This window comes from Chromobacterium sp. S0633, assembly GCF_024158805.1.
Taxonomy (GTDB): domain Bacteria; phylum Pseudomonadota; class Gammaproteobacteria; order Burkholderiales; family Chromobacteriaceae; genus Chromobacterium.
Genome location: NZ_JAMZGH010000028.1, coordinates 19797 through 45711 on the forward strand (window position 1 = coordinate 19797; position 25915 = coordinate 45711).

A 25915-nucleotide genomic window follows, 5' to 3' on the forward strand; every position below is an offset into this window, starting at 1 on the left:
GCCTCCTGGGTAATTGAATGCGAATTCGGCGCGCCAATGCGCGCGCGCCACAGCCTGCGGCTGTCAGCCGGCCATGTTAACTCAGGCCGGAAAAATCCCGAAGCGAAGCAAAAGCCCGACAGCCAAGCAAGCCAGGCCGGCCTCCGGCCCGGCTTGAACCTCGCCAATATAGCCAAACTCAATACATCCATCATTGCCATAGCCGATTACGGATTGCCGGCCACGCCGAATCGACACTACAATTAAACCAAAGGTAAATTTATTTACCAATGGTTAATTTTATCTCTTGCGTGAGGCTGCCATGATCTCTACCCAGCTCTTCATCGATGGCCAATGGCGCGACGCCGCCAAGGGGCAAACCCGTCAGATTCTCAATCCCTGCGACGAAAGCGAGATCGCGGTCGCCGCGGACGGCGGCCGCGCCGATGCGCAGGCCGCCATCGCCGCCGCCCGCGCGGCGTTTGATCACGGCCCCTGGCGGCTCCCCCCCCAGCGCCAACGCAGCCGCCTGCTGCTGGACATCGCCCAACTGGTGGAGCGCGACAGCGAGCGCCTCGCCGAACTGGAGACGCTGAACACCGGCAAAACCCTGAGCGAGAGCCGCACCGACATGGGCGACATCGCCGCCACCTTCCGCTATTTCGCCGGCCTGGTGGCCACCGAGAACGGCCAGGTCAACCCGGCGCCCGAGCAGGTGATCAGCCGCACCCTGCACGAGCCGGTGGGCGTCTGCGGCCTGATCACCCCGTGGAACTACCCCTTGCTGCAAGCGGCCTGGAAGATCGCGCCGGCGCTGGGCGCCGGCAATTGCGTCGTGCTCAAGCCCAGCAGCCTGACCCCGCTCAGCAGCTGGCGCTTCACCCAGCTGCTGACCGAGCTGGATTTGCCGCCGGGCGTGTTCAACCTGGTCAGCGGCGGCGCCGAGGCGGGCGCCGAACTGGCGGAGCATCCCGACGTGGATCTGCTGTCCTTCACCGGCGGCGCTCAGGCGGGGGCCAGCATCATGCGCGCCGCCAGCGCCAACTTCAAACGCATCGGCCTGGAGCTGGGCGGCAAGAACCCCAACATCGTCTGCGCCGACGCCGACCTCGACGCCGCCGTCGACTACGCGCTGAACGCCGCCTTCTTCCACGCCGGCCAGGTCTGCTCGGCCGGTTCGCGGCTGCTGCTGCAAAACGAGATTCACGACGACTTCGTGAACCGGCTGGCGGAACGGCTGCCGCGCATCGTCGTCGGCCCCGGCCAGCAGCCGGACACTCAGATGGGGCCGGTGCAGTCCGCCCAGCAGCACGACAAGATCCTGAGCCTGATCTCCGCCGGCGTGGAGGAAGGCGCCCGCCTGGTCTACGGCGGCGGCCGTCCGGACGGCGAACGCTATCGCAAAGGCTATTGGCTGCAGCCCACGCTGCTGGTCGACGTCCACGCCGACATGCGCATCGCCAAAGAGGAGATTTTCGGCCCGGTCATCACCGTGGAGCGCTTCCGCGACGAGGCCGAAGCGCTGCAGCTGGCCAACGACACGCCCTACGGCCTGGCGGCGGCGGTGTGGACGCGGGATCTGGCCCGCGCCAACCGCATGAGCCGCGCGCTGCGCTTCGGCACCGTCTGGGTCAACGACTACCACCCCTATTTCCCCGAAGCCCCCTGGGGCGGCTTCAAATCCAGCGGCATCGGCCGCGAGCTGTCGCGCATCGGCCTGGACGAGTACACCGAGCTCAAGCACAGCTACATCAATCTGGCGCCCAAGCCGATGGGGTGGTTTGGCGCCTGAGGGTCCATTCACCCGGTACCGCCTTCGTTCACCGATAAGGAGAATCAAGATGAGCACCACTCAGGAATTCGACTACATCATCGTCGGCGCCGGCTCCGCCGGCGGCGTGCTGGCGGCGCGGCTGAGCGAAGACAGCGGCGTCAAGGTGCTGCTGCTGGAAGCCGGCGGCCCGGACTGGCGTCTGGACTGGCGCACCCAGATGCCGGCGGCCCTCGCCTACCCCTTGCAAGGCCGCACCTATAACTGGGCCTATCTGACCGAGCCTGAGCCGCATATGGGCGGACGCCGCATGGCCCAGGCGCGCGGCAAGGGCCTGGGCGGCTCCTCGCTGATCAACGGCATGGTCTATATCCGCGGCAACGCGCTGGACTACCAGGGCTGGGCCGAGTTGCCCGGGCTGGGCGACTGGAGCTACGCCGACTGCCTGCCCTATTTCCGCAAGGCGGAAAGCTACGACAAGGGCGCAAACGACTACCACGGCGGCGACGGGCCGCTGCACGTCACCACGCCCAAGGCCGGCATCAGCCCCTTGTTCGAAGCCTTCATCCAAGCCGGCGAACAAGCCGGCTACGCCCGCACCGACGATCTGAACGGCTATCGTCAGGAAGGCTTCGGCCCCATGGACCGCACCACCACCGCCCAGGGGCGGCGCTGCAGCGTGTCGCTGGCCTATCTGGACGCCGCTCGCGACCGCGCCAATTTCTCGGTGCGGACCCGCGCGCTGGCGGACCGCATCCTGTTCGACGGCGCGCGCGCCGTCGGCGTGCAATACCTGCAGGGCGGCCGCAGCCATCGCGTTCGCGCCCTGCGCGAAGTCATCGTCTGCAACGGCGCGATCGCCTCGCCGCAGTTGCTGTTGCGCTCCGGCGTCGGCGACGCCGCCGAACTCGGCCGTCACGACATCGGCGTGGTCGCCCACCTGCCCGGCGTGGGCGCCAATCTGCAGGACCACCTGGAAATGTATCTGCAGTACGAATGCCTGCGTCCGGTGTCGCTATACCCGTCCTTGCGCTGGTGGAACAAGGCCCGCATCGGCGCTCAGTGGTATCTGAACGGCAGCGGCCCGGGCGCCAGCAATCACTTCGAGGCCGGCGGCTTCATCCGCAGCGACGAGCGCTTCGCCTTCCCCAATCTGCAATACCACTTCCTGCCGCTGGCGGTGAATTACGACGGCAGCCACGCCGTCAAGATGCACGGCTTCCAATGCCACGTCGGCTCGATGCGCTCGCCCAGCGTCGGCCACGTCAAGCTGGCCAGCCGCGACCCGCGCGACAAGCCGCTGCTGCAATTCAACTATATGGCGCACGACACCGACTGGCGGGAGTTCCGCGCCGCGGTGCGGCTGACGCGCGAGATTGTCGGCCAGCGCGCGCTTTCCGCCTTCCGCGGCCGGGAAATCCAGCCGGGCGACAAGGTCGCCAGCGACAGCGAGATCGACCGCTTCGTCAAAACCCACGCCGAAACCGCGCTGCATCCGTCCGGCACCTGCAAGATGGGCAGCGCCGCCGATCCGACGGCGGTGGTGGATCATCAGGGCCGCGTGCACGGCCTGACCGGCCTGCGCGTGGTGGACGCGTCCATCATGCCGCGCATCGTCACCGGCAATCTGAACGCGCCCACCATCATGATGGCGGAGAAGATCGCCGACCTGATCCGCCAACTGCCGCCGCTGCCTCGCTCGAACGCGCCGTTCTACCAGGCCGGCGGGGATCGAGACCCCGTCGCCGAAACGGCCGCGGCGCAAACCGCCCCCTTGTAAACGCCACGGCCCAAGGAGCCCATATGTACGACCTCATCGGCCTGATCGGCGTCATCAGCTATCTGGGCGCCTACTTGGGCAACCAGCTATTGGGCCTGCGCACCTCGGACCCTCGCTACTTCGCCTTGAACCTGATCGGGCCGGTCTGCATCCTGATTTCGCTGTCCAACCACTTCAACCTGGCGTCCTTCGTCAATCAGTGCATGTGGTTCCTGATCACCCTGGGCGGCTGGTGGCGCGCCAGCCGCCGCCGGGCGCTGCCGGCGCCCGAATCCGGGGCCTGAGCGCGTGTTTACCCTCTAGCGAGACCAGGCCTTGCGGCGGGGAACGCGGAAGTCACACATGGCGCACGGGCATTTTGCAGACGGTTCCAAGGCCCATGCCCACGCCATCCCGTCGACGCGCAGCCCATCGTCGACACCTTGCGTGTCCTGGGCGGCACTGTCCGCCCATGGGCCGCTTATGCGACAATCCGTCGATTGAACCGCAAGACCCGCCCATGAACGATACCCCGCACGCCATCCTGCTGATGGGCCCCACCGCCTCCGGCAAAACCGGCCTGGCGCTGGAGCTGGCCCGCCATTTTCCGGTGGAGATCATCAGCGTGGACTCCGCGCTGGTCTATCGCGACATGGACATCGGCACCGCCAAGCCCAGCGCGGCGGAAATGGCGCAATGCCCGCATCATCTGATCGACATCATCAGCCCGCTGCAAAGCTATTCCGCCGCCCAGTTCCACGCCGACGCCAACCGGCTGATCCGCGAGATCAACGGCCGCGGCCGGCTGCCGCTGCTGGTGGGCGGCACCATGCTGTATTACAAGGCCTTGCTGGAGGGCTTGTCCGACCTGCCGCGCGCCGACGCGGCGCTGCGCGCTCAGCTGGACGCCGACGCGGCCCAGGCCGGCTGGCCGGCGATGCACGCGCGGCTGGCGCAACTGGACCCGGACACCGCCGCCCGCCTCAATCCCAATGATTCGCAGCGCATTCACCGCGCACTGGAAGTCTGCCTGCTCAGCGGCGAGCCGATGTCGCGGCTGCTGGCGCGCGGCAAGGAAGCCGCGGCGGATTTTCGCCTGCTGTCGCTGGGCCTGGTGCCGGCGGAGCGCGGCTGGCTGCACCAACGCATCGCGCAGCGTTTCGAACTGATGCTGGAACAGGATTTCCTGGCCGAAGTGCGGCGTTTGCGCGCCGCCTATCCGGCGCTGACGCTGGAGCTGCCGTCGATGCGCTGCGTTGGTTATCGCCAGGCCTGGGAATACCTGGACGGCGTCGGCGACGAGCAAACCTTCATCGACAAAGGCGTCGCCGCCACCCGCCAGCTGGCCAAGCGCCAGCTGACCTGGATGCGCAGCCTGGACCTGGTGCCGGTCAACGCCCAGCGGGACGGCCTGGCCGAACAGCTGGGCGCCGCCGTCGCCGCCTTCCAGGCCGGCGAGCCCCTGCCCGCCGGCCTGCGTTTCGACGGCGTGTATTAATCACTCACCAGGGCCGGCTGGCCGACGCGCACAGCGGCACCACCGGCCCGTTGCTGCCGGTGTCCAGGAAGCCGTCGCTGATCCAGTCGCCGCCGCGGGTGCGGTTCCACACATCGGTGCGGCCCCACACCCCCTCCACCGCCTCGGCGCGCACATGGCACTGCAAGGCGACGCTGTCGCCGCGGCTGACCGCGCCGGTGATGCCGGCGCTCAGGCTGGGCGCGCTGCGCAGGTTCACCCTTCCCTCGCCCTTCGCCGGCGTCGCCACGCCGCTGGCGCCGGCCGGCGCGCCTCCGCCGCCGTAATTGTTCAGCAGGCCGCCGACATTGACCCGCGTCCCGTTGCGCAAGGCATAGCCCTGATAGGCGCGGTTGCCGGCGAAGAACTGCCAGCCGCCGAACAGCTTGCCGTTCACCGGCTCGGCCCGGCCCTGATACAAGAGGGAGAAATGCACGTGCGGGCCGGTGGTGCTGCCGCCGCACGGCAGGCCGTTGCCTATGGTGCCGAGATACGCGCCCGGATTGACCCGCGTCCCGTCCGCCAGCGTGTTCAGATTGATCATATGGTAGTAAGTGGACGAGAAGCCGTTGTCGTGCACCAGCTTGACCAGGCCGCTGCCGCCGCGCACGCAGCTCTTGTAGATCACCCCGGCCTGCGGCGCCAACACCCTGCCGTCGCCGCCGGCGAAGTCGATGGAATCGTAAGGCTGGCTTTCCCCGCTATAGCCGTGCGGGCCGCCGGTCATACGCCAGGCCGCGCCCTGCCGCCACGGCAGGCCCAGACCGGTGGCGTTGGGCGCGAACGGCAAGCCCGGCCTGGCCGACTGGCTGCCCCAGGCGCGGCGCTCGTCCGCGTTGAGCCAATCGGCCGGCGCCAGGCTCAGCATCGCGGCGAAGCCCGGACTGCCTTCCAGTTCCAGCGTCCAGCCCTGCGCGTCGCGGCGCGCCAGGAACAGCCTGGACACCGGCACATGATCCATCGCCGCGATCGTGGTCATCGTCGGCAGCGGCTGGGTCACCGATCCCAGCACCCAGCCGCCGTCGGCGCTGTCGCGGTTGACCTCCACCAGCATGTCCAGCACCTCCCCCTTGGCCAGCGGCAGCATGGGCTGCAAGGCCTTGACCGCCGCCTGGCGCAATAAGGGGTCCGGCTGCTTTGATTCCGCCTGCGCGCCGCCGGCCAAGGCCGCCAATACGGCCATCATCAGAGCTGCTTGTTTCATTTCGGGCTCCATTCCTGGTTGGGAAAAACCAAAGCGACGCAATGCCAATAGCATTGCGCCGCAAACCATAGGGTTATAGAAAGCCCCATCCTTATTTCCTGCTGGCCTTTGGCTCAGCAGACAGCCGGCAAAAATCGATAAAAAAAGCCCACGTCGCAGGACGTGGGCGGTAGCGGCGGCGAGGCGATGTCAGCGCGCGGCCACCAGCTTGATTTCCACCTTCCAGGCCGGGTTGGCCAGTTTGGCCTCCACCGTGGCGCGCGCCGGCACATGGCCGGCCGGCACCCAGGCGTCCCAGGCGGCGTTCATCGCGTCGTAATCGGCCAGGCTGGCCAGGAAGATGGTGACGTCGACGATCTTGCTCTTGTCCGAATCCAGCTCCGCCAACAGCGCGTCGATCTGGCCCAGCACGTTTTCAGTTTGCGCCTTGGCGTCGGCCTCGGTGTTTTCCGGCACCTGGCCGGCCAGGAAGATCAGGCCGTTGGTGACCACGGCTTCTGCCAGACGCGCGCCCTGCTTGTGACGATAAATGCTCATGCGGATTCCCCTTGGGTGAGTCGGAACAAGACAAAGATTCTAACCCGGCCGCGCCGGCTATTGCCATGCCTGGCGCAAGTCCTCGATCAGCGCCGCCTCGCCCTCGATGCCCACCGACAAGCGGATCAGGTTGTCAGCAATGCCCAGCTCGCGCCGACGTTCAAGCGGAATCGACGCATGCGTCATCGCCGCCGGCAGGCAGACCAGGCTCTCCACCCCGCCCAGGCTCTCCGCCAGCGTGAACAGCTTCAACCGCGCCAGCACCCGCCGCGTTTCTTCGGCGTCGCCTTTCAGATAAAAGGACACCACCCCGCCGTAACCCCGCATCTGGCTGCGCGCCAGCTCATGTTGCGGATGGCTGGACAGGCCCGGATACAAGACCCGCTCCACCTGCGGCTGGGTTTCCAGCCAACGCGCCACCGCCAGCGCATTGCTGTTGTGGCGCTCCACCCGCAAGGCCAGCGTGCGCAGGCCGCGCAGCACCAGGAAACTGGCGAACGGGTCCAGCACCGCGCCCACCGCGTTGTGCAGGAAGGCCAGTTGCTCGGCCAGTTCCGGCCGCCGGCGGCTGACCACCGCCGCGCCGGCGATCACATCGGAATGACCGTTCAGGTATTTGGTGGCGGAATGCACGACGATGTCGAAACCGAAGGCCAGCGGGCGCTGCACCACCGGCGAGGCGAAGGTGTTGTCCGCCACCGTGATCAGGTCGTGCCGCCGCCCCAGATCGGCCACCGCCGCCAGATCCACCAGTTGGTTCAGCGGATTGGACGGGGTTTCCACCCAGATCATCCGGGTATTCGGCCGGATCGCCGCCTGCAAGGCGGCGAGGTCTTCCGACGCCACATAGCTGATCTCCAGCTGCGCGCTTTGCTTGCGCACCTGTTCGAACAATCGGTAAGTGCCGCCGTACAGATCGTTGACCGCGATCAGGTGACTGCCGGCCGGCAGCAGCTCCAGCACCGTGGCGATGGCCGCCAGTCCGGAAGGGAAGGCGTAGCCGCGCGCGCCGTCCTCCAGCTCCGCCAAGGCCCGCTCCAAGGCCTCGCGCGTCGGGTTCTGCGAGCGGGAATACTCGTAGCCGCTGTGCTCGCCCGGCGCGTGCTGCCGGTAGGTGGAGGTGGCGTAAATGGGCGGAATCACCGCGCCGAAGGCGTCCTGATGCAAACCGGCGGTGATGGACAAAGTATTGAAATCAGTCATGGCGTTTTCTCGCAATGCGGAGGGCCGGCCCCGCTTGGACCGGCCGGGATGAGGAGGAGCTAGACGGCGCGCGAGCGCGGCTGACGGCGCCAGAAGGCCAGCAGATCGGCCTGGGTGATCAGGCCCAGGTAGCGCTCGCCGTCCACCATCAGGGCGACGTGGCCGTCGTTGAAAATATGCAGCAGGTCTTGCAGCGAAGCGCGCGGCGACAGGGTCCTCACCTCGCTGGTCATCGCGCTGCGCACGTTCTGGCGGAAGTTTTCCGGCTCGCCGTGCACCGACAGCAGCAAGTCCCATTCGTCCAGGATGCCGACCACCTTATCGTCGGCCAGCACCGGCAACTGCGACACATCGTGCAGGCGCATGCGCTGATAGACCACGTTCAAGGGCTCGTCCGGGTGGCAAGAGACGGTGCTGCCGTCGGCGTGGCGACGCACGATCAGATCGGTCAGATCGCCCAGCCGCGGCAGCTCCACCAGACCGTTGTCCACCAGCCAATCGTCGTTGTACATCTTGGACAGATACTTGTTGCCGCTGTCGCAAACCAGCGTCACCACGCGCTTGGGCTCGGTCTGGGCGCGGCAATAACGCAAGGCCGCCGCCAGCAGCGCGCCGGAGGAGGAGCCCGCCAGAATGCCTTCCCGGCTCAGCAGCAGGCGGGCGCTGTCGAAGCTTTCCTGATCGCTGATGCGGTAGGCGCGCTTGACCAGGCTGAAGTCGGTTTGCGGCGGGATGAAGTCCTCGCCTATGCCTTCGATCAGCCAGCTGCCGGCCTCGCCGTGGCGTCCGGTCTCGACATGATCCGCCAGCACCGAGCCCACCGGGTCCGCCAGCACGATTTCCACCCGCGGCGCCTCCCGGCTGAAGAAACGCGTCAGCCCGGTCAGCGTGCCGCTGGAGCCCACGCCCACCACCACCGCGTCCAGTTCATGACGCGTCTGCTCCCAGATTTCCGGACCGGTGCCGGTTTCATGCGCCAGCGGATTGGCCGGGTTGTTGAATTGGTCGATGTAGTAAGCGTCCGGCGTTTCCTTGGCGATACGCGCGGCCAGGTCCTGGTAATACTCCGGATGCCCCTTGCCCACGTCGGAGCGGGTCAACACCACTTCCGCGCCCAGCGCCTGCAGATGCAGAATCTTCTCCCGGCTCATTTTGTCCGGCACCACCAACACCAGCCGATAGCCTTTTTGCGAAGCCACCAGCGCCAGCCCCAGGCCGGTGTTGCCGGCGGTGGCCTCGACGATGGTGCCGCCCGGCTTCAGCTTGCCTTCGCGCTCGGCCGCGGCAATCATGGACAGCGCCACCCTATCCTTGATCGAGCCGCCCGGATTGTGGCTTTCCAGTTTCAGATACAACTCGCACAGGCCGGTGTCCAGATGCGTCACCTTCACCAGCGGCGTATTGCCGATCAAGGACAAAACGGATTGGTCTTGCATATTGAAATCTCCTAGCTACCGCATATAAATATTGTTTTTAACAACTTGTAGTTATATCGAAAATAAAAAAACGCCGCTTCACACCACGGCGGTGGCTTGCAGAAAACTATAGAAAAACACCAGTTCCGGATTGCTGCGCAATTGGCGCAGTTCCCGCGTCATCGCCGCCACCAGCGCGGCGTCCACCCGTTTCGCCTCGATCAGCTGATCCGCGGCCGACAGCAAGAGCTCGGTCCAGTAATCCAGCACTTGCTGGCGACGATGCGGATCGCGGCTGTCCAGATGCCAGGTCTTGACCTGGGTCTCCACATGGCGAAAGCCCAGGCGCAGCAGCATATTGCCCAGCTTGGCGCCGACGAAGGGATCGCCGCCCACCGCCAGTTGATGGTCATTGAAGGCCAGCCAGTACTGCTGCAGGTTCGAGGAATAAGGCGATAGAAAGAAGGACGCGTTCATCGCCTCGGTGGCGTACAGCCGCGCGCCCGGCTTCAGCACGCGCCGCACTTCGGCCAACACCCGCTCCGGCGACAAGACATGCTCCAGCACCCAGCACAGAAAGGCGGCGTCGAAACTGGCCGGCTGGAAATCCAGATCCTCGGCGTCCATATGCAGCAGCCGGGCGCGGTCCTGCCAGGGGCTGCCCTGCAAACGCTGACGCGCCACCGCCAGCTGACGCTGGCTGAAGTCGACGCCGGTGACCTCCAGGTCCGGATAACGCCGCAACAGGATCTCCGTCTGCGCGCCCACCCCGCACCCCACCTCCAGCAGCTGGCCGACGCCGGAGAAATCGATGTCCCGGTAGACCACGGACTCGGAGAAGCGCGCCTGGCGCACCAGGCGCGCCTGTTCGGCGGCGGAAAAACCATGAATATAGGGCAGCTCGCTCGCCCCGTCGGTCAGTTGCAATGTGGCCATGTCCATCTCGCAGAGTTGCATCAACATGGCCACATTATATTTCCAATTATTATTACAAATATAAATTTTATTTCTTATTTTCATATAAAAAACGAGTCTATCCACCCCGCCACAAGCCTGCGCGGACGCAAAAAAACCCGCGGCGCGCCGCGGGTTTTCATCGAGTCGGACAGGCTTAAACCATGGCCGCCTGACGCAGGCTGATCGAGAAGCGCTGCAAGGCAGCGATGCCGGAGGCCTCGGCGCGGGTGCACCAGTCCTGCAGTTCCTTGAGCAGCTGCTCGCGGCTCAGCGTGGAACGCTCCCACAGACGGGTCAGCTCCTGGCGCATCGAATACACGGTGGCCAGCACCTGGCTGTGCTCCAGCAAGGTGGCCAACTGCATGCGCTCGGTTTCCGGCGTGTCCTTGGCGTCCTGCTTCAGCCACACCTTCATCTTGCCGCTCAGCTTGCTGCCGGAAAAGTCCGGCAGATTGATCTTGTCCAGCTCGCTGCGGTACACCTCTTTCAACTCGCGCGCATAGCGGGAGGCGATGGCGTAGCGGTTGGAAATGATGGCCTGCAGATGTTCCAGGTCCAGTTGCGGGCGCGAAGCGTCCTCGGCCAGTCGCGGCGCCACCTTGCGCACCTTGGCCAGGCCCAGAATTTCCAGGATGCGGATATACATCCAGCCGATGTCGAACTCGTACCATTTATACGACAGCTTGGCCGAGGTGCCGAAGGTATGGTGGTTGTTGTGCAGCTCTTCGCCGCCCACCAGAATGCCCCAGGGGAAGATATTGGTGGACGCGTCCTCGTTCTCGAAATTGCGATAGCCCCAGAAGTGGCCGATGCCGTTGATCACCCCGGCCGCCCAGAACGGAATCCAGATCATCTGCACCGCCCAGATCGTCAGGCCAGCCGGCCCGAACAAGACCAGATTGATCAGCAGCATCAGCACGATGCCCTTGGCGCTGTGACGGGTGTAGACATTGCGTTCCAGCCAATCGTCCGGCGTGCCGTGGCCGAACTTGTCCATGATGGCCTGATCCTTGCAAGCGCCGCGGTACAGTTCCGCGCCCTCCCACAGGACTTTCTTGATGCCCAAGACCTGCGGGCTGTGCGGATCGTCCGCGGTCTCGCACTTGGCGTGGTGTTTGCGATGGATGGCGGCCCATTGCTTGGTGACCATGCCGGTGGTCAGCCACAGCCAGAAGCGGAAAAAGTGGCTGGGGATGGGATGCAGATCGAGCGCGCGGTGCGCTTGGTGACGATGCAGAAAGATGGTGACCGATGCGATGGTGACGTGGGTCAGCGCCAAAGCGACCACGATATAGCCCCACCAGGGGAGGTCAAGCACGCCGTTTATCCAATTCATGTACTAATCGCGCCTCGTAAAGCAATCTAGAAGAAAGACTCTATTCTATACAAGCGGCCCGCCGATGTCAGACCGTTTTGCGCTTGCGCCGGCAACCCGCCGCCGCAAACGCCCAACTTGGACCCCGCCGACGCCCTCCGGTTCACGCGCCGGCAGTAACGCAAGCGGTGGACGATGGTGTACCATAGGGCCTCACTCCATCCTAGTTAAGAAAAAGCGCTAGTGTTGCCAAATCGTCGTCTGATCATTGCCGGCGCCACCCTCGGTGGCCTGTTCGTTCTGTATGGAGGCGCGACCCTGTGGGCCGGCGTCAAGGCGGAGCAGACCTTGCAGGAACAGCACAAGATGCTGGCCGACCTGCCGCTGTTCAAAGTCAAATCCCACAGCTACCAACGCGGCTGGTTCTCCTCCACGGAAACCACCGAACTGGTGTTCAACCGCCATTTGTCCGGCCCGTATGAAAACATGCTGCCCGACAATGTGAAGCCGCTGCTGAACGCCACCATCAAGTTCACCAACCACGTCAAACACGGCCCCCTCCCCGGCATCGGCGATTTCGACTTCCGGCCCGGCCGCGCGCTGGTGCGCACCGAATTCGCGATGAGCGACTCCACCCGCAAGACGCTGGCCAGCTTCTTCGGCGACAAGGAACCCATCACCATCTTCAACCGTCTGGGCTTCGGCGGCGGCGGCGAACTGGACGTCAAGGTGCCGGCCTTCGACTATGAAGAAGCGCTGTCCGGCGTGAAGATGAAATGGAAGGGCTTCGACCTGAAGCTCGACTACGCCAACGGTTATAAGGAATACAAGAGCGAGGCGCTGTCGCCCGGCTTCCTGCTGGAAGCCGCCAGCAAGGGAACCGTGGCCTTCGACGGCGTGCGCTACGTCTCCGACATCCGCCCCGGCAATACCGGGGTCAAGCTGGGCACCAGCGAACTGACCGTGGGCAATGTCCGGCTCAATTCCCGCGAAAGCGTGCCCTACAGCATCAAGCTGAACGAGCTGGTCTACCTGATGACCCGCGTGCGCGTCGGCGAGTTCATCAATCCGTCCGGCGAATTCAAGCCGTCCGCGGTGACGCTGAAGGACTTCCGCTATCAGATCGTCACCAGCGAGCAGGACGACTACGTCAACACCCGCGGCAAACTCAACTTCGCCGAGTTCAACTTCAACGACCACCGCTACGGTCCGATGCGCCTGGACATCTCGGCCAACCATCTGCACGGCCCGACCCTGGTCAAACTGGATCAGGCCATCGGCCAGATTCCGTTCGAAGGCGTGGACCCGGCGCTGCTGCGCAAGCAATACATCGACACCATCAAGAAGAACGGGATTCCGCTGCTGCAAAACGATCCCAAAGTGGTGATCAACGAGTTCTACCTGAAGATGCCCAACGGCGAAGCCAAGCTGGAAGGCAGCCTGGGCGTCAAGGGCCTGCAAGCCGCGGATCTCAACGACGCCGCGCAGTTCATCAGACGCTTCGAAGTGGACGCCAAGCTCAGCCTGCCGCGCCAGACGCTGGAAGACCTGGTGATCGCCCAGGCGCGTACGCTGTTCACCGTCGATCAGAGCGCCGAAGACCAGCCCAATATGAAGGAAGTGGAAGACCTGGCCAAAAACCTACTGGACAGCCAATTGGCGCAGTGGAAGAGCGAGCAGTACATCGTTGAGGACAAAGGCCAGATCAACACCGAACTCAACTACGGCGGCGGCGTGCTGACCATCAATAAGAAGAAGGTGGCCCTGCCCTGGGAGGAGATCGAGGCGGAAGCGCCGCGCGACGCCTCCCAGCCCGGCTCCGACAAGCATACGGACAAGAGCGCCGACAAGAAGAAGTAAGACGGCGGCCCACGCCGCACGCAAAAAGGGCTGTCATACGACAGCCCTTTTTCTTTTCCGACCCGGTCGAAACCTTGCGGCGCTTAATCGTCGTCGTGCATCTGGCTTTGCAGATAATTCTGCAGGCCCACGCTTTCGATCAGGCCCAACTGCGTCTCCAGCCAGTCCACATGTTCTTCCTCGCTCTCCAGAATGTCTTCCAGCAAGTCGCGGGTCACGTAGTCCTTGGCGCTTTCACAGTAGGCGATGGCTTCGCGCAACAGCGGCAGCGCGTCCATTTCCAGTTTCAGGTCGCACTCCAGCATTTCCTTCGGATTCTCGCCGATATGCAACTTGCCCAGGTCCTGCAGATTCGGCAGCCCTTCCAGGAACAGCACGCGCTCGATCAGCGCGTCGGCGTGCTTCATCTCGTCGATGGACTCGTGATACTCGTGCTCGTTCAGCTTCTTCAAGCCCCAGTTCTTGTACATGCGGGCATGCAGAAAGTACTGGTTGATCGCGGTCAGTTCGTTCTTGAGGATCTGGTTCAGATACTTGATAACTTTTTTATCGCCTTGCATCGCGCTCTCCGGGAAGAAATGATTCTTCCATTATGACATAGCGCGCGCCAGTCTCAAGTTATCACAGCCAAAATAAAGGACTTCGCCCCGCTTGACGCGGTGCGTGGGGGATTTGCAGTTCGTCCGGCCTTGGCCGAGACTAAGCAACAGACGGGGTCAGGAATTAAGCGGCGCTGCGCGCGGTCGAAGCCGGACCAAGCGCGTGGACAGCCTCCTTGCGAAGTTGGTTAGCCATGCAGGCGCACTTGCCGCAATCGGTCGCCACCCCAAGCTCGCGGCTCAGATCGCACATGCGGGTTGCCCCGTTGTGTACCGCTTCGCGGATTTGCTTGTCAGTTACAGCGTGGCAGAGGCAAACGTACATGGCAGTTCCGGTGGTGAATGAAGACGGGATTGAGTTAAAGTAATCGAGAATCGTTATCAAGAATATAGATTCAAACAAGAATCATTGTCAACAAGAAAGCGCAGACCATGACGCAGTGGAAACCAAATGCGACAGTTGCGGCAGTCATTGAGCTGGACGGGCGCTACCTAATGGTGGAAGAGGTGACCAGCGACGGCATCTGCTTCAACCAGCCCGCCGGTCATCTGGAATACGGCGAAACGCTGGAAGACGCGGTGAAACGCGAAGTGCTGGAGGAAACCGGCTGGCACTTCCGGCCCTTGGGCCTGGTGGGCATTTATCTGGTGGACCGGCCCAACAGCGACATCACCTATCTGCGCTTCGCCTTCTACGGCCACCCCTTGCGCCGCGAGGACTATCCGCGGCTGGACGACGGCATCCTGTCCGCGCAATGGCTGAGCCACGAGGACATCGTCTCGCTGCGCGCCCAGCATCGCAGCCCGGTGGTGCAGCAATGCCTGGACGACTATCGCGCCGGCAAACGCCACCCCCTGGCGCTGATCCATCATCTGGGCCGCTGACCGCCCAAGCCCACCGCCCGGAGCCGGCATGTCCTTGAGATCATTGTCTTTCCTATTGGCTCTGCTGGCCGGCGTCCCATGGGCGGCACAAGCCAGCGCCATCAATATCTGCTACCATTACGGCTGTTCCAGACATGCCTACGTAGACATCTCCGCCAAAGCCGACGCCTGGCTCGCCGCTCGCCTGTCCGCCGCAAACAGCCCGGAAACCGAACGTTCCGCCGTCAGCGACGCCGTCACCGCGCTTTATCACATCGCCGCGCGCACGTTGCCCATTTGGCAAGACAAGGGCGGCAATTTCCGCGACGGGCCCGCCGAAGGCCGCATGGACTGCGTGGACCACAGCAGCAATGTCACCGCCTTCCTCACTTATCTGCAGGATCACGGCTGGCTGCAATACCACACTGTGGGCAAACCGGCCTGGCGCGCGCCGCGCCTGCTCGACCTGCATTACACCGCGGTGCTGCGCGACCTGCTCTCCGGCCAGGATTGGGCGGTGGACAGCTGGTTCAAGGACTTTGGGCAAGCCCCGGTGGTGCTTGCCCTCGATATTTGGATGGAAGGATATTCCCCGTGACGGGTAAGAAAAGAATTGTCGTCGGCATGTCCGGCGGCGTGGACTCCTCGGTGACCGCCTCGCTGCTGAAGCAGCAGGGGCACGAGGTGATCGGCGTCTTCATGCAGAACTGGGAAGACGACAACGACGACGAATACTGCTCGATCAAGCAGGACGCGCTGGACGCGATGAGCGTGGCCGACATCGTCGGCATCGACATGGAGATCGTCAACTTCGCCAAGGAGTACAAGGACCGCGTGTTCTCCTACTTCTTGAAGGAATACTCCGCCGGCCGCACGCCCAATCCCGACGTGTTGTGCAACGCCGAAATCAAATTCAAGGCCTTTCTCGACTACGCGATGGAACTGGGCGCCGACTGCATCGCCACCGGCCACTACGCGCGCAAACTGGAAAAGGATGGCACCCACTATCTGATGAAGGCGGTGGACCACACCAAGGATCAGAGTTACTTCCTCTACCGTTTGCAGCAGCATCAATTGGCCAAGTCCATCTTCCCGCTCGGCGACATCCGCAAGACCGAGGTGCGCAAGCTGGCCGAGGAAGCCGGCCTGCCCACCGCGGCCAAGAAAGACTCCACCGGCATCTGCTTCATCGGCGAACGTCCGTTCCGCGACTTCCTGCAGCGTTATCTGCCCACCCAGCCCGGCGAGATGATGCTGCCGGACGGCAAGGTGGTGGGCGAGCATATCGGCCTGATGTATTACACCCTGGGCCAGCGCAAGGGACTGAATATAGGCGGCGCGCGCGAGGGCACCGGAGAACCGTGGTTCGTCGCCGGCAAGGACATCCCCGGCAACAAGCTGATCGTGGTGCAAGGCCATGACCACCCGCTGCTGCTGAAGCCGACGCTGGCGATGGCCGACCTGAGCTGGACGCTGCCGGCGCCGCCGGCGGCCGGCGAATACGCGGCCAAGAACCGCTACCGCATGGCGGACGCCGGCTGCAATCTGTCCGCCATCGTCGACGGCCAGGCCACGCTGACGTTCCGCGACAAGCAATGGGCAGTCACCCCCGGCCAGTCCGCGGTGCTGTACGACGGCGACGTCTGCCTGGGCGGCGGCATTATCCAATAAGAACCTGTTTACGATCCGCTACGCGTCGGTAGAGACATTGTGCGATGAGTGCCGACTTCGAAATGCTCATGTACCCTATGTACACTCCGCTTTCTCAGCCGCAACGCCTTGTCTCGCCCTAGCTCGCCAGATCGTAAACAGGCTCTAAGCAGCGGTTCAAAGTCCGCTGAGCGCCGACGATGCGATGAAAAAGCCCTGCGCCAAACCGCAGGGCTTTTTTCTTTCAAACTCAAGGTTGCGGCAAGGGCGGCAGCCGCCTCAGGCCCAGGCTGATCGCCAGCATCGCCGCCAGGCTGGCCCCCAAGACCGCGGCCACGCCCTGCCAAGCGCCGCGGCCCCACATCAGCCCGGACAAAGACCCCACCAGACTGGAGCCCAGATAGTAGGCGCTCAAGTAAATGGCCGAAGCCAGCGCCCTCCCCTGACGCGCCCGCAAACCCACCCAGCTGCTGGCTACCGAATGGCCGGCGAAAAACCCGAAGGTGAACAAGGCGATGCCGGCCACCAGCAGGACGATGTGATCGCTCAAGGTCAGCGCCAGCCCCAAGAGCATGGCCAGCACCATCAGCCACAGCATATTGCGCCGGCCCAGGCGATCCGACAGCTTGCCGACCCAGGCCGATGACCAGACACCGACGATATACAGCGAAAACACCAGCCCCAGCAGGCTCTGGCTCATATTGAAGGGCGCGGCCAGCAGACGGAAACCCAGGTAGTTGTACAAACTGACGAAACAACCGGACAGCAGAAAGGCGCTGATGAACAAGTAAGGCAGACCCGCGTCTTGGAACAGGGCCTTGGCCTCCCGCCACATGCGGCCCAGATCATGCCGACGCGGCTGGAAATGCCGGGAAGGCGGCAGATTGCGCCAAAACAACCAGGCGCCGGCCGTGCCCAGCAAGGCCAAAGCCAACAAGGCCCAGCGCCAGCCGAAATGATCCGCCAGCAAGGAGGCGATGAAACGGCCGCTCATTCCGCCCAAGGCATTGCCAGCGATGTACAAGCCCATCGAGTGGCCCAGAGATTTCGCGTCTACCTCCTCGCTCAGATACGTCATCGCCACCGCCGGCAGGCCGGCCAGCGCCACGCCGAAAGCCGCGCGCAGCCACAGCAGATGCTGAAAGCTGTCCGCAAGCGCCGACAACAGCATCAGCAGCGCGCCCAGCGCCAGCGCCGCGTTCATCAAGGGGCGGCGGCCCAGGCGATCCGCCAGCAGGCCGGCGGGAATCAGGCTCAGGGCCAGGCTGCCGGTGGCCAGCGAGACCACGCCGCTGGAGGCGGCCGGCGACAAGGAGAAATCCTCCGCGAACATCGGCATCAGCGGCTGTGCGCCGTAGAGCATGGCGAAAGTGCAATAGCCGCCGACGAACATGGCGCGCGCGGTGGCGCGGAATTCCGCGGTGCCGGCGTGCAGCTTGACCGGCGGAAGGGGGGCGACGGACGGCGGCGGTACGACGGCGCCTAGGCAGGGTGACGAGGAATCGGCGGACATGAAAAGCTTTCAATGCGAAATATGGCTTTGAGCTTAGTCTTGGCCGAAAGCGCAGTCCAATATATATTTAACCATCATTTGATACTTTTAAAATATCAATCATGGAACTACGCCATCTACGCTACTTCGTCGCCGTTGCCGAAGAACTGCATTTCACCCGCGCCGCCCTGCGCCTGCATATCGGCCAGCCTCCGCTCAGCCAGCAGATCCAGGCCTTGGAGGCCGAGCTGGGCGTGCGGCTGCTGCGCCGCCACCAGCGCAAGGTGGAGCTGACCGAGGCCGGCCGCCAATTCCTGAGCCGGGCCCAGCGCATTCTGGCCGACGCGGAACTGGCCGCGGCGGAAGCCAGACGCGCCGCGCGCGGCGAGATAGGCGAATTGAGCATAGGCTTCACTTCTTCTCTGCCGCTGTCCCCCATCCTGCACGCCGGCCTGCACGACTATCGTCTGCGTTTCCCGGAGGTCGGCCTCAAGTTGCGCGAGATGTTCACCACCGACCAGTACCAGGCTTTGCTGCAACGGCGGTTGGATATCGGCTTCGTCCGCTTCAACGGCCTGGAGCCGATGGCGGACATCGCGGTGGTGGAGTTGCAGCGAGACGCGCTGCGGGTGGTGATCAGCGCCGAGCATCCGCTGGCCGGCCTGCCGGCGCTGCGCTTGGAGCAATTGCGCGGGGAAAGTCTGATCGGCTACCCGCAGGAGGCCGGCACCGGCTTGAACACGGTGCTGCGCGAGCTGGCGAGCCGGCAAGGCATGGACTGGCGGCCGCGGCAGGAGGCCGGCGAGGCGATCACGCAGATCGGCCTGGTGGCCGCCGGACTCGGCATCGCCATCCTGCCCTCGCCGCTGGAATGCGTGCGGCTTCCCGGCGTGCGCTATGTGCCGCTGCTGGACGAGGGCGCTTATCTGGCGATGGGCTTGGCCACGCGGCTGGACGAAGACTCGCCGCTGGTCAACCAGTTTCTGAACTTGATGCGCGAGCGCTGGCTCAACGCCCCCCGCTGACGTCCAGCAGGCTGCCGGTGCAAAAAGAGCTGGCGTCGGACAACAGCCAGACGATGGCGGCCGCCACCTCCTCGGCCGCGCCGCCGCGCCCCATCGGCACGCTGCCGGCCAGGCGCTCCACCCTGCCCGGCTCGCCGCTGGCGGCATGAATGCCGGTGTGGATCAGGCCCGGGCGCACCGCGTTGACGCGGATGCCTTCGGCGGCCACTTCCCGCGCAAGACCCAGGGTTAGGGTGTCGACGGCGCCCTTGCTGGCGGCGTAATCGACATACTCGCCGGCCGAGCCCAGCCGCGACGCGGCGGAAGAAACGTTGACGATGGCGCCGCCAACGCCGCCATGACGGGTGGACATCCGGCGCACCGCCTCGCGGCAGCAGAGAATGGGGCCCAGCACATTGCTGCGCAACACCTGCTCCACCCGCTGCGCCGAGTAATCCTCCAACCGGCCTATCGGCGCGGTGACGCCGGCATTGTTGACCAGGGCGTCCAGGCGGCCGTAGCGGCCCGCCACCGCGTCGAACAGACCGACGATGTCAGCCTCAAGCGAGACATCGGCGCAAAACGCTTCGGCGTCCGCGCCCGCATGCCGCAACTCGGCCGCCACGGCCTCCGCCCCGGCCCGGTCGCGGCGGTAATTGACGGCGACGCGCCAGCCCTCCGCCGCCGCCAGCCGCGCCGTCGCCGCGCCTATGCCGCGCGAAGCGCCGGTGATCAGCACCACCTTGCCCTCATTCATGGATCAAGCCTTGCGCATGAATTGCTGATGCCAGCGCGTGCGCGCGCCGCGCGCCGCGCCGAAACGCTCCGCCAGCCGCTCGCCGTCGCCGGCGTCCAGCATCTGGCGCAGTTGGTCCAGCCCGGCGCGGTAACGGTCCAGCTCCTGCAGCAGCGCGTCGCGGTTGGCCAGGCTGATATCGGTCCACATTTCCGGATGGCTGCCGGCGATGCGGGTGAAATCGCGAAACCCGGTGGCGGCGAAGTCGAAACAGCGCTCGGCGTCGGCCTTGCCCGCCACCATGTCCACATAGGCGAAGGCCAGCAAATGCGGCAGGTGGCTGACGGTGGCGAACACCGCGTCGTGCTCCTCCGCCGTCATCTCATGGATTTCCGCGCCACAGGCGCGCCATAGCGCCGCCACTCGCTCCACGGCGGCAGGCAGGGTCTCCGGCAACGGCGTCAGCACCACCTTGCGGTTTTCGTACAGCCCGTACTGCGCGGCGGCGGCGCCGGACAAATCGGAACCGGCGATGGGATGCGCCGGCACGCAATGCATTAATTGGCCGGGCAGATGCCGGCGATACAGCTCCACCACGTCGCCCTTGGTGCTGCCGGCATCGGTGATGATGGTCTCCGGCCGCAGCTTCGGCGCCATCGCCGCCATCAGCGCGCCCATCTGCCCCACCGGCGAGGCCAACAGCACCAGATCGGCGCGTTCGGCCACGGCGGCCAAGTCCTGGCTGATCTCGTCCACCACGCCCAGTTCCAAGGCCCGCTCCAGGTTTTCCCGGGTGCGGCCGACGCCGATCACATGCCGCGCCATCCCGGCGCGCTTCAGCGACAAGGCGAAAGAGCCACCGATCAAACCGACGCCCACCACCACCAGGGTATCCATCCCTTGCTGCACCGCTTCTCCTCTATCCATGGCGGAACCTAGAACGGCTATCATACCTGCCTAATGTCGGCTGACAACCACTCCGTTGCGACGCGATCCCGCGCGCCCTGCTTAGGACATACGATGCGCTACAGTTTTTATTGCTATTTCAAGGTCGACGCGGACAACGCGCCCCTGCTTGCGCAGCTGCGAACGCTGCAAGCCGGCCTCCTGGCCCGCGCCGGCGTCGCCGGCCGCCTGCTGCGCCGCCGCGACGACGCCGGCACCTGGATGGAAGTATATGAAGGGATTGCCGACGCCGACGCTTTCCGCCGCCTCTGGCTGGATGTCAGCGCCGAATGCGGTCTGGCGGCGCTGAGCCGCCATGAGGAGTGGTTTCAGCCGCTGGATTAAGCACCGGCTTACGATCTGCCGCGCGTCGTGGAACCTTACACGGCGAGCAGCGCTTCGAAATGCTCATGTACCGCATGTACACCCCGCTTTCTCCGCCGTTTTCGCCTTAGCTCGCGAGCGCGTACACAGGTTCTAAGAAATTGGCCAGCTCAGACTGTCCGTCGGCCGCGCCAAGTGAAAGCCCTGGACGAAATCGCAGCCGGCAGCGCGAGCGATGTCCAGCTGCATTTCGCTTTCAATGCCCTCGCCCACCACCTTGGCGCCGTGCAGCTTCAGGATGGCCACTAGCTCGGCCAGCTTGTCGCGCAGCGCCGGCCGCATCAGCGCGCGCCGCATCAGCACCTTGTCCAGCTTGACGTAATCCGGCTCCAGCAGCCACACCCGCTCCAGATTGGACGCGCCCTGGCCAAAGTCGTCCAGAGAGATCAAAAAGCCCAGATCGCGGTAGCGCTGCACCGCGCCGTGCAGCCGCACCGGATCACTGACCGCGTCCTCCACGATTTCCAGGCAGACATGGCGCGGCTCCACCCCCAGCAGTTGCAAGGCCTCGGCGAAGAATTGCCCGTGCGCCTCGCTGACGTTCACCAGATGCTGGGCATTGACGTTGAGCGACAGCACCAGGCCCGGCGGCGGCGATTGCAGCAGAAAATTGAGCAGGTGCAGGCAGCGCAGTTGCCGGTCCACATACACGGTGCGGCGCGGCGTGGTTTCCGCAGCGAACAGCACGGTGGGAATCAGCTGGCCGCCAAAGCGGTCCGACACCCGCGCCAGCGCCTCCACCGACCACAGCTTGGGCTCCCCGTCCTGCAAGCGGTACACCGGCTGGAAGACGCTGCGGAAGCGCCAGTCCTCATGCCGGCCGCGCACGCGTTCTTCACGCCAGGCCAGCGGCTCCGCCTCGAAGCCATGCCGCGCCAGCATCTGATTCAGACGCGGCAACGCCGCCCGCGCCTGCCGCGCGCCCAGGTCCAGAACCGCTACCTCACACTCCGCCATCGCCGACATTGCGCCTCCCGGCATGCGCCAAGAAAACAAACAAGAAAAAAGGCCGAACATCGTTCGGCCCAAACAGGATACGAGAGAAACCTGCATGCGGTTCTGTTGAACCGACAAACAGTAAGAGGCTGCCTTTGACGACAAAGCCGCCAAAAGCCGCCAGCGCTCTACTGCGCCAGAAAGACCCGCTCAATATACATGGCTCTCTTTATCTCTAAAAATAATTAAATGCTCGTTGTATAGTTCACATAAATCTATGACTTGGATTTAGGCCTGCTGAGAAGCCGGCTTGCCTTCCGCTTCCGCCGGCCGGCCCATGATGCGATCCAGCCACAGCGCGATCACGCCGTCGCCGGTAACATTGCAGGCGGTGCCGAAGCTGTCCTGCGCCAGGTAGAGCGCGATCATCAAGGCCAGGCTGGCCTCGGGGAAGTGCAGCATGCTGGCCAGAATGCCCAGCGCCGACATCACCGCGCCGCCCGGCGCGCCCGGCGCCGCCACCATGGTCACGCCCAGGAGCAGGATGAAGGGGAACATCACATCCCAACTCGGCACGTCCAGGCCGGCCGTCATCAGCATCACCGCGGTGGCGCAGGTGACCAGGGTGATGGTGGAGCCGCACAGATGGATGGTGGCGCACAAGGGCATCACGAAATCCGCCACCGGGCCGGACACTTTCATCTGCTTGGCCGAGCGCAGCGCCACCGGAATCGTCGCCGCCGACGACATGGTGCCCAGCGCGGTCAGGTAGGCCGGCAACATATTGCGGATCAAGGACCAGGGATTGCGGCCGCTGGCGAGGCCAGTCACCGTGTACAGCAGGGTCAGCCAGATCCAGTGCATGGCGATGGCCAGCACCAGCACCACGCCGAAGGTCTTCAACGTGGAAAACACCGAACCGTCGGCAGCCATCTCGGCGAAGACGCAGGCGATATAGGCCGGCAGCAGCGGAATCAGCACCTTGGCCAAGACTAGCTCGACGATGTCCTTGCCCTGATCCACCACCTCCTTGAGGCGCAGCGCGCGGGTGACGGCGATGCCGAGGCCGAACACGAAGGCCAGCATCAGCGCGGTCATCACATCGAACAGCGGCTTGATCTCCAGCGTGAACAAGGCCTTGATCGCCGCCGGCTTGTCGGTGGCGTGCACGCCCTGAGCGATCAAGGACGGCAAAACGCCGGAGGCGACGGCGAAAGCCGCCAGCCCGGACAGAATGGTGGAGCAGTAAGCCAGCCCCACGGTCCAGCCCAGCATCTTGCCGGAGTTGGACTCCAGCGCGGCGATGCCGCTCATGATGTAGAACACGATGATCAGCGGAATCATGAAGCCGATGAACTGCCCGAACAGGGCTTTGAAAGTCATCAGCAGGGCCAGCGGGCCGTCCGGGGCCCATAGCCCCAGCGCCAGGCCAACCGCCATGCCGGCCAGTAGTTTAAGAATCAATTTCACGGCAACCTCTCTGAGCTTGGTCTTTGGTCTAATGTTGTTCGCGATCCGCGCGTGCGCTTGCCGCCATGCCCGGTCCGGACACGGCGCGCCAGTCGGAAGAATGGAGATCCGCCCGTCGAGGGCGGCATGGACAAGAGAACGGACGCGGTCCGGGCAGGCCTGTCTGCGGGCCGGGAACTGCCCTCCCGGCGCCTGGCCTCAGGCTTGAAGCGACAAGCTGTGTCGCAGGGCGCTCAATAGCGGATGAGGCGTCCAGCTACGCTCGCCCAGGCGGGTAATCTGCCAGATACCCATCAGGCTATTGGAGAGAAACACCGCATCGGCGTCAATCAAGCGCGGGGCGGAAAGTCGCGTTTCAGTAAAAGAGCGTCCGATATCCAAACAATGCGCGGTCAACCAATCCCGCACCGCGCCGTTCACGCCGCAACGGTCCAGCCTTGGCGTGACGATAGCCTCGCCTTCCAGCAGATAGACATTGCTCATCGTGCCCTCCGCCACCCAACCTTCCATATCCAGCATCAGGCCTTCGGCGATGGCGGGGTCTCGCCATTCCGAGCGCGCCAGCACGTTCTCCAGCCGGTTCAGATGCTTGATGCCGGCCAGCGCCGGCTGCAAGGCCAAGCGGGTTTCGCACCAACGCGCCGTCACGCCCTGTTCGGCGCGCTCCGGCGGATAGCCGTTCCAGGGCGCGGCGCTGACGATGCGGGTGCAAGACGGCGCCTCCGGCGTCGCGTAGCCGCGCGCGCCTTCGCCGCGGGTCAGCACGATCTTGGCCGCCGCGCGCGGCAGGCCGTCCGCCGCCGCGGCCAGTTCGGCCAGCAACAGCGCTTCTTCGGGCGGAGGCAGGCGCAGCCGGCGCGCGTCCTCGCACAGGCGCGCGTACTGCCAGGCCCACAAGCGCGGCCGGCCGTTCAGCAGCTCTAGCGTGCGGAACACGCCGTCGCCGTAGGCCAGGCCGCGGTCCGCCGCGGCGATCCGCTCGCCGGGCCCGCCGTTGATCAGCATCGTCATCAGGCCTGCTCCACGCCCAGCGCCCGCAGCAGGCCGCGCGCCTTGTGGCGGGTTTCCTGCAGTTCGCGTTCAGGATCGGAGTCGGCGACGATGCCGCCGCCTGCGCGGAAGCGCAGCGCGCTCCCCTCCTGCATGAAGGTGCGGATCAGGATGTTCAGGTCCATGCTGCCGTCGCGGTTGAGATAGCCCAGGCTGCCGGTATAGGCGCGGCGCGCGCTGTTTTCCAGCTCGCGGATGATTTGCATGGTGCGCACCTTGGGACAGCCGGTGATGGTGCCGCCGGGAAACAAGGCGCGCAGCGTTTCCACCGGGCCGACGCCGGGACGCAGGCGGCCGCGGACATTGGATTCGATATGGTGGACATAGGCGTAACTGGCCACCGCCATCAGTTCGTTGACCTCCACGCTGCCGGGCTGGCAGATGCGGCCCAGGTCGTTGCGCTCCAGATCGATCAGCATCACATGCTCGGCCCGCTCCTTGACGCTGGAAATCAGCCGCTGCTTCAAGGCGGCGTCTTCCGCCGGGTCCGGCGAGCGCGGATGGGTGCCGGCGATGGGCCGCGTTTCCGCCCAGCCGTCGCGCACCCGCACCAGCCGCTCCGGCGAGGAGCTGACGATCTGCGCGCCGCCGAAATCTGCCAAGGCCGAGAACGGCGCCGGGTTGGCGCGGCGCAGCGCGGCGAAGAGATCGGCCGCGGCGACGCCGGCGTCCAGTTCGGCGCGCCAGCCGCGCGAAATATTCACCTGGAACACATCGCCTTCGTAGATGTAGCGCTTGAGGCGGACGACCGCGTCGGTGTACCACTGCGGCGGGTCTTCCTCCAAGCCCCGCAACGCCACCGGACAGGGCTCGAAGACCGGCGCCGCCTGGGCCAGGCTCAGCGCACGCTGCCACAGCTCCGCGCTTTCCGCCACGATCCAGCCGCAAGCCTCGCGGCGATCCACCAGCACCGCGGCCGGGGTGCGCGCCAGCGCCGCCAGCGGAAAGCTGTCCGGCAGCGCATCGGCCACGCTGGGCTCGAATTCGGACAGCAGATCGTAGCCCAGGTAAAGGAAATGCCCGCCGACGAAAGGCAGTTGATGACGGTTATCGACCGGCTGCGGCTTGAACTCGGCCAGGCGGCGCAGAAAATCGCCGCCCTCGCCGGCGTGAAACAGCTCGCGGCCGTCTTCCAGCAGCAACAGATCCCAGCCGGCGTCGCCGGAGGACATCATCAAATACGGAAAGGTTTGCGGATCCGCCGCATGCATCGCCAGCAGGTCCGGCGCAAAATCCAGTTTCTGAGTGAACATCGAGAAGTCCCGGGCC

25 protein-coding genes are annotated in these 25915 nt (G+C 64.8%); 10 read left to right on the plus strand and 15 right to left on the minus strand.

Annotated features, from left to right (window positions below):
* The first annotated feature begins 301 nt into the window (after window positions 1-301).
* From NK214_RS16765 to miaA, 4 genes are all read left to right on the plus strand, one after another.
* On the plus strand, window positions 302-1771 hold the full coding sequence (locus NK214_RS16765) for an aldehyde dehydrogenase family protein (protein ID WP_253315036.1): 1470 nt from the start codon (window positions 302-304) through the stop codon (window positions 1769-1771).
* A gap of 49 nt (window positions 1772-1820) precedes the next feature.
* A complete protein-coding gene (gene betA, locus NK214_RS16770) occupies window positions 1821-3530 on the plus strand; it encodes a choline dehydrogenase (RefSeq protein ID WP_253315037.1) in 1710 nt (569 codons plus the stop codon).
* A 23-nt stretch (window positions 3531-3553) separates the two neighbouring features.
* Complete coding sequence (locus NK214_RS16775; RefSeq protein ID WP_107798390.1) at window positions 3554-3814, plus strand: cyclic nucleotide-binding protein; 261 nt, start codon at window positions 3554-3556, stop codon at window positions 3812-3814.
* A 215-nt stretch (window positions 3815-4029) separates the two neighbouring features.
* A complete protein-coding gene (gene miaA, locus NK214_RS16780) occupies window positions 4030-5007 on the plus strand; it encodes a tRNA (adenosine(37)-N6)-dimethylallyltransferase MiaA (protein ID WP_253315038.1) in 978 nt (325 codons plus the stop codon).
* Between the two features lie 4 nt (window positions 5008-5011).
* Here miaA and NK214_RS16785 read toward each other — a convergent pair whose 3' ends face one another.
* The 6 genes from NK214_RS16785 to NK214_RS16810 form a co-directional block, all read right to left on the minus strand.
* Window positions 5012-6229, minus strand: a complete 1218-nt coding sequence (locus NK214_RS16785; RefSeq protein WP_253315039.1) for a peptidoglycan DD-metalloendopeptidase family protein — start codon at window positions 6227-6229, stop codon at window positions 5012-5014.
* A gap of 189 nt (window positions 6230-6418) precedes the next feature.
* A complete protein-coding gene (locus NK214_RS16790) occupies window positions 6419-6766 on the minus strand; it encodes a RidA family protein (RefSeq protein ID WP_107798387.1) in 348 nt (115 codons plus the stop codon).
* Between the two features lie 57 nt (window positions 6767-6823).
* A complete protein-coding gene (locus NK214_RS16795; protein WP_253315040.1) occupies window positions 6824-7969 on the minus strand; it encodes a PLP-dependent aspartate aminotransferase family protein in 1146 nt (381 codons plus the stop codon).
* A gap of 59 nt (window positions 7970-8028) precedes the next feature.
* Window positions 8029-9405 carry a cystathionine beta-synthase gene (locus tag NK214_RS16800; protein ID WP_107798385.1) on the minus strand — a complete coding sequence of 459 codons (1377 nt, stop codon included), beginning with the start codon at window positions 9403-9405 and terminating at the stop codon, window positions 8029-8031.
* A gap of 78 nt (window positions 9406-9483) precedes the next feature.
* A complete protein-coding gene (locus NK214_RS16805) occupies window positions 9484-10320 on the minus strand; it encodes a class I SAM-dependent methyltransferase (protein ID WP_107801671.1) in 837 nt (278 codons plus the stop codon).
* A gap of 175 nt (window positions 10321-10495) precedes the next feature.
* Window positions 10496-11677: a fatty acid desaturase gene (locus NK214_RS16810; protein WP_107798384.1), complete on the minus strand. Its 1182-nt coding sequence runs from the start codon at window positions 11675-11677 to the stop codon at window positions 10496-10498.
* Window positions 11678-11899: 222 nt separating this feature from the next.
* Between NK214_RS16810 and NK214_RS16815 the strand changes: the two genes are divergently transcribed.
* On the plus strand, window positions 11900-13516 hold the full coding sequence (locus tag NK214_RS16815; protein WP_107798383.1) for a YdgA family protein: 1617 nt from the start codon (window positions 11900-11902) through the stop codon (window positions 13514-13516).
* 83 nt (window positions 13517-13599) lie between these two features.
* Here NK214_RS16815 and bfr read toward each other — a convergent pair whose 3' ends face one another.
* Window positions 13600-14076, minus strand: coding sequence for a bacterioferritin (bfr, locus tag NK214_RS16820; RefSeq protein WP_107798382.1), 477 nt, complete (start codon window positions 14074-14076; stop codon window positions 13600-13602).
* Window positions 14077-14239: 163 nt separating this feature from the next.
* Window positions 14240-14440: a bacterioferritin-associated ferredoxin gene (locus NK214_RS25175; RefSeq protein ID WP_019103980.1), complete on the minus strand. Its 201-nt coding sequence runs from the start codon at window positions 14438-14440 to the stop codon at window positions 14240-14242.
* Between the two features lie 107 nt (window positions 14441-14547).
* Here NK214_RS25175 and NK214_RS16825 point away from each other — a divergent pair, with 107 nt between their 5' ends.
* From NK214_RS16825 to mnmA, 3 genes are read left to right on the plus strand one after another with little or no spacing between them, the layout of a single operon-like run.
* Window positions 14548-15000, plus strand: a complete 453-nt coding sequence (locus NK214_RS16825) for an NUDIX hydrolase (RefSeq protein ID WP_107798381.1) — start codon at window positions 14548-14550, stop codon at window positions 14998-15000.
* A 28-nt stretch (window positions 15001-15028) separates the two neighbouring features.
* Window positions 15029-15577 (plus strand): hypothetical protein, encoded by a 549-nt coding sequence (locus tag NK214_RS16830; protein WP_253315041.1) that lies wholly within the window; start codon window positions 15029-15031, stop codon window positions 15575-15577.
* Entirely contained in the window at window positions 15574-16650 is a 1077-nt protein-coding gene (gene mnmA, locus NK214_RS16835) for a tRNA 2-thiouridine(34) synthase MnmA (protein WP_107798379.1), read from the plus strand. Before NK214_RS16830 ends, mnmA begins: the two co-directional genes overlap by 4 nt.
* 229 nt (window positions 16651-16879) lie before the next feature.
* On the opposite strand, the gene NK214_RS16840 is transcribed toward mnmA, so the two are convergent.
* Complete coding sequence (locus NK214_RS16840; protein WP_235089709.1) at window positions 16880-18142, minus strand: MFS transporter; 1263 nt, start codon at window positions 18140-18142, stop codon at window positions 16880-16882.
* A 101-nt stretch (window positions 18143-18243) separates the two neighbouring features.
* Between NK214_RS16840 and NK214_RS16845 the strand changes: the two genes are divergently transcribed.
* Window positions 18244-19146 carry a LysR family transcriptional regulator gene (locus NK214_RS16845; protein WP_253315042.1) on the plus strand — a complete coding sequence of 301 codons (903 nt, stop codon included), beginning with the start codon at window positions 18244-18246 and terminating at the stop codon, window positions 19144-19146.
* Here the strand turns inward: NK214_RS16845 and NK214_RS16850 are convergent.
* Together NK214_RS16850 and NK214_RS16855 are read right to left on the minus strand one after the other, a co-directional pair.
* A complete protein-coding gene (locus NK214_RS16850) occupies window positions 19130-19882 on the minus strand; it encodes an SDR family oxidoreductase (RefSeq protein ID WP_227107232.1) in 753 nt (250 codons plus the stop codon). The genes NK214_RS16845 and NK214_RS16850 overlap by 17 nt on opposite strands.
* 3 nt (window positions 19883-19885) lie before the next feature.
* The gene (locus tag NK214_RS16855; RefSeq protein WP_253315043.1) at window positions 19886-20788 is read right to left on the minus strand and encodes a prephenate dehydrogenase/arogenate dehydrogenase family protein; all 903 of its coding nucleotides are present in this window, start codon (window positions 20786-20788) and stop codon (window positions 19886-19888) included.
* Window positions 20789-20881: 93 nt separating this feature from the next.
* On the opposite strand from NK214_RS16855, the gene NK214_RS16860 reads away from it, so the two are divergent.
* A complete protein-coding gene (locus NK214_RS16860) occupies window positions 20882-21151 on the plus strand; it encodes a DUF4936 family protein (protein WP_107798375.1) in 270 nt (89 codons plus the stop codon).
* 132 nt (window positions 21152-21283) lie between these two features.
* Here NK214_RS16860 and NK214_RS16865 read toward each other — a convergent pair whose 3' ends face one another.
* The 4 genes from NK214_RS16865 to NK214_RS16880 all read right to left on the minus strand — a co-directional run bounded on the left by NK214_RS16865 (window position 21284) and on the right by NK214_RS16880 (window position 25899).
* Window positions 21284-22156: an EAL domain-containing protein gene (locus NK214_RS16865; RefSeq protein ID WP_107798374.1), complete on the minus strand. Its 873-nt coding sequence runs from the start codon at window positions 22154-22156 to the stop codon at window positions 21284-21286.
* Window positions 22157-22414: 258 nt separating this feature from the next.
* On the minus strand, window positions 22415-23596 hold the full coding sequence (locus NK214_RS16870; protein ID WP_107798373.1) for a dicarboxylate/amino acid:cation symporter: 1182 nt from the start codon (window positions 23594-23596) through the stop codon (window positions 22415-22417).
* 198 nt (window positions 23597-23794) lie between these two features.
* A complete protein-coding gene (gene pabC, locus NK214_RS16875) occupies window positions 23795-24607 on the minus strand; it encodes an aminodeoxychorismate lyase (protein ID WP_253315044.1) in 813 nt (270 codons plus the stop codon).
* Entirely contained in the window at window positions 24607-25899 is a 1293-nt protein-coding gene (locus tag NK214_RS16880; protein WP_235089719.1) for an aminodeoxychorismate synthase component I, read from the minus strand. Before NK214_RS16880 ends, pabC begins: the two co-directional genes overlap by 1 nt.
* Window positions 25900-25915: the final 16 nt, after the last annotated feature.

Excerpts from the sequence above, each read along its gene's own strand:
- NK214_RS16810 (WP_107798384.1), bottom strand. The coding sequence starts at position 11,677 with ATGAATTGGATAAACGGCGTGCTTGACCTCCCCTGGTGGGGCTATATC.
- NK214_RS16840 (WP_235089709.1), bottom strand. The coding sequence starts at position 18,142 with ATGTCCGCCGATTCCTCGTCACCCTGCCTAGGCGCCGTCGTACCGCCG.
- NK214_RS16805 (WP_107801671.1), bottom strand. The coding sequence starts at position 10,320 with ATGGCCACATTGCAACTGACCGACGGGGCGAGCGAGCTGCCCTATATT.
- NK214_RS16790 (WP_107798387.1), bottom strand. The coding sequence starts at position 6,766 with ATGAGCATTTATCGTCACAAGCAGGGCGCGCGTCTGGCAGAAGCCGTG.
- NK214_RS16830 (WP_253315041.1), top strand. The coding sequence starts at position 15,029 with ATGTCCTTGAGATCATTGTCTTTCCTATTGGCTCTGCTGGCCGGCGTC.
- NK214_RS16845 (WP_253315042.1), top strand. The coding sequence starts at position 18,244 with ATGGAACTACGCCATCTACGCTACTTCGTCGCCGTTGCCGAAGAACTG.
- betA (WP_253315037.1), top strand. The coding sequence starts at position 1,821 with ATGAGCACCACTCAGGAATTCGACTACATCATCGTCGGCGCCGGCTCC.
- NK214_RS16765 (WP_253315036.1), top strand. The coding sequence starts at position 302 with ATGATCTCTACCCAGCTCTTCATCGATGGCCAATGGCGCGACGCCGCC.
- NK214_RS16860 (WP_107798375.1), top strand. The coding sequence starts at position 20,882 with ATGCGCTACAGTTTTTATTGCTATTTCAAGGTCGACGCGGACAACGCG.
- miaA (WP_253315038.1), top strand. The coding sequence starts at position 4,030 with ATGAACGATACCCCGCACGCCATCCTGCTGATGGGCCCCACCGCCTCC.
- NK214_RS16775 (WP_107798390.1), top strand. The coding sequence starts at position 3,554 with ATGTACGACCTCATCGGCCTGATCGGCGTCATCAGCTATCTGGGCGCC.
- bfr (WP_107798382.1), bottom strand. The coding sequence starts at position 14,076 with ATGCAAGGCGATAAAAAAGTTATCAAGTATCTGAACCAGATCCTCAAG.
- NK214_RS16855 (WP_253315043.1), bottom strand. The coding sequence starts at position 20,788 with ATGGATAGAGGAGAAGCGGTGCAGCAAGGGATGGATACCCTGGTGGTG.
- NK214_RS16795 (WP_253315040.1), bottom strand. The coding sequence starts at position 7,969 with ATGACTGATTTCAATACTTTGTCCATCACCGCCGGTTTGCATCAGGAC.
- NK214_RS16800 (WP_107798385.1), bottom strand. The coding sequence starts at position 9,405 with ATGCAAGACCAATCCGTTTTGTCCTTGATCGGCAATACGCCGCTGGTG.
- NK214_RS16785 (WP_253315039.1), bottom strand. The coding sequence starts at position 6,229 with ATGAAACAAGCAGCTCTGATGATGGCCGTATTGGCGGCCTTGGCCGGC.
- NK214_RS16825 (WP_107798381.1), top strand. The coding sequence starts at position 14,548 with ATGACGCAGTGGAAACCAAATGCGACAGTTGCGGCAGTCATTGAGCTG.
- NK214_RS16880 (WP_235089719.1), bottom strand. The coding sequence starts at position 25,899 with ATGTTCACTCAGAAACTGGATTTTGCGCCGGACCTGCTGGCGATGCAT.
- pabC (WP_253315044.1), bottom strand. The coding sequence starts at position 24,607 with ATGACGATGCTGATCAACGGCGGGCCCGGCGAGCGGATCGCCGCGGCG.
- NK214_RS16865 (WP_107798374.1), bottom strand. The coding sequence starts at position 22,156 with ATGTCGGCGATGGCGGAGTGTGAGGTAGCGGTTCTGGACCTGGGCGCG.
- NK214_RS16850 (WP_227107232.1), bottom strand. The coding sequence starts at position 19,882 with ATGAATGAGGGCAAGGTGGTGCTGATCACCGGCGCTTCGCGCGGCATA.
- NK214_RS25175 (WP_019103980.1), bottom strand. The coding sequence starts at position 14,440 with ATGTACGTTTGCCTCTGCCACGCTGTAACTGACAAGCAAATCCGCGAA.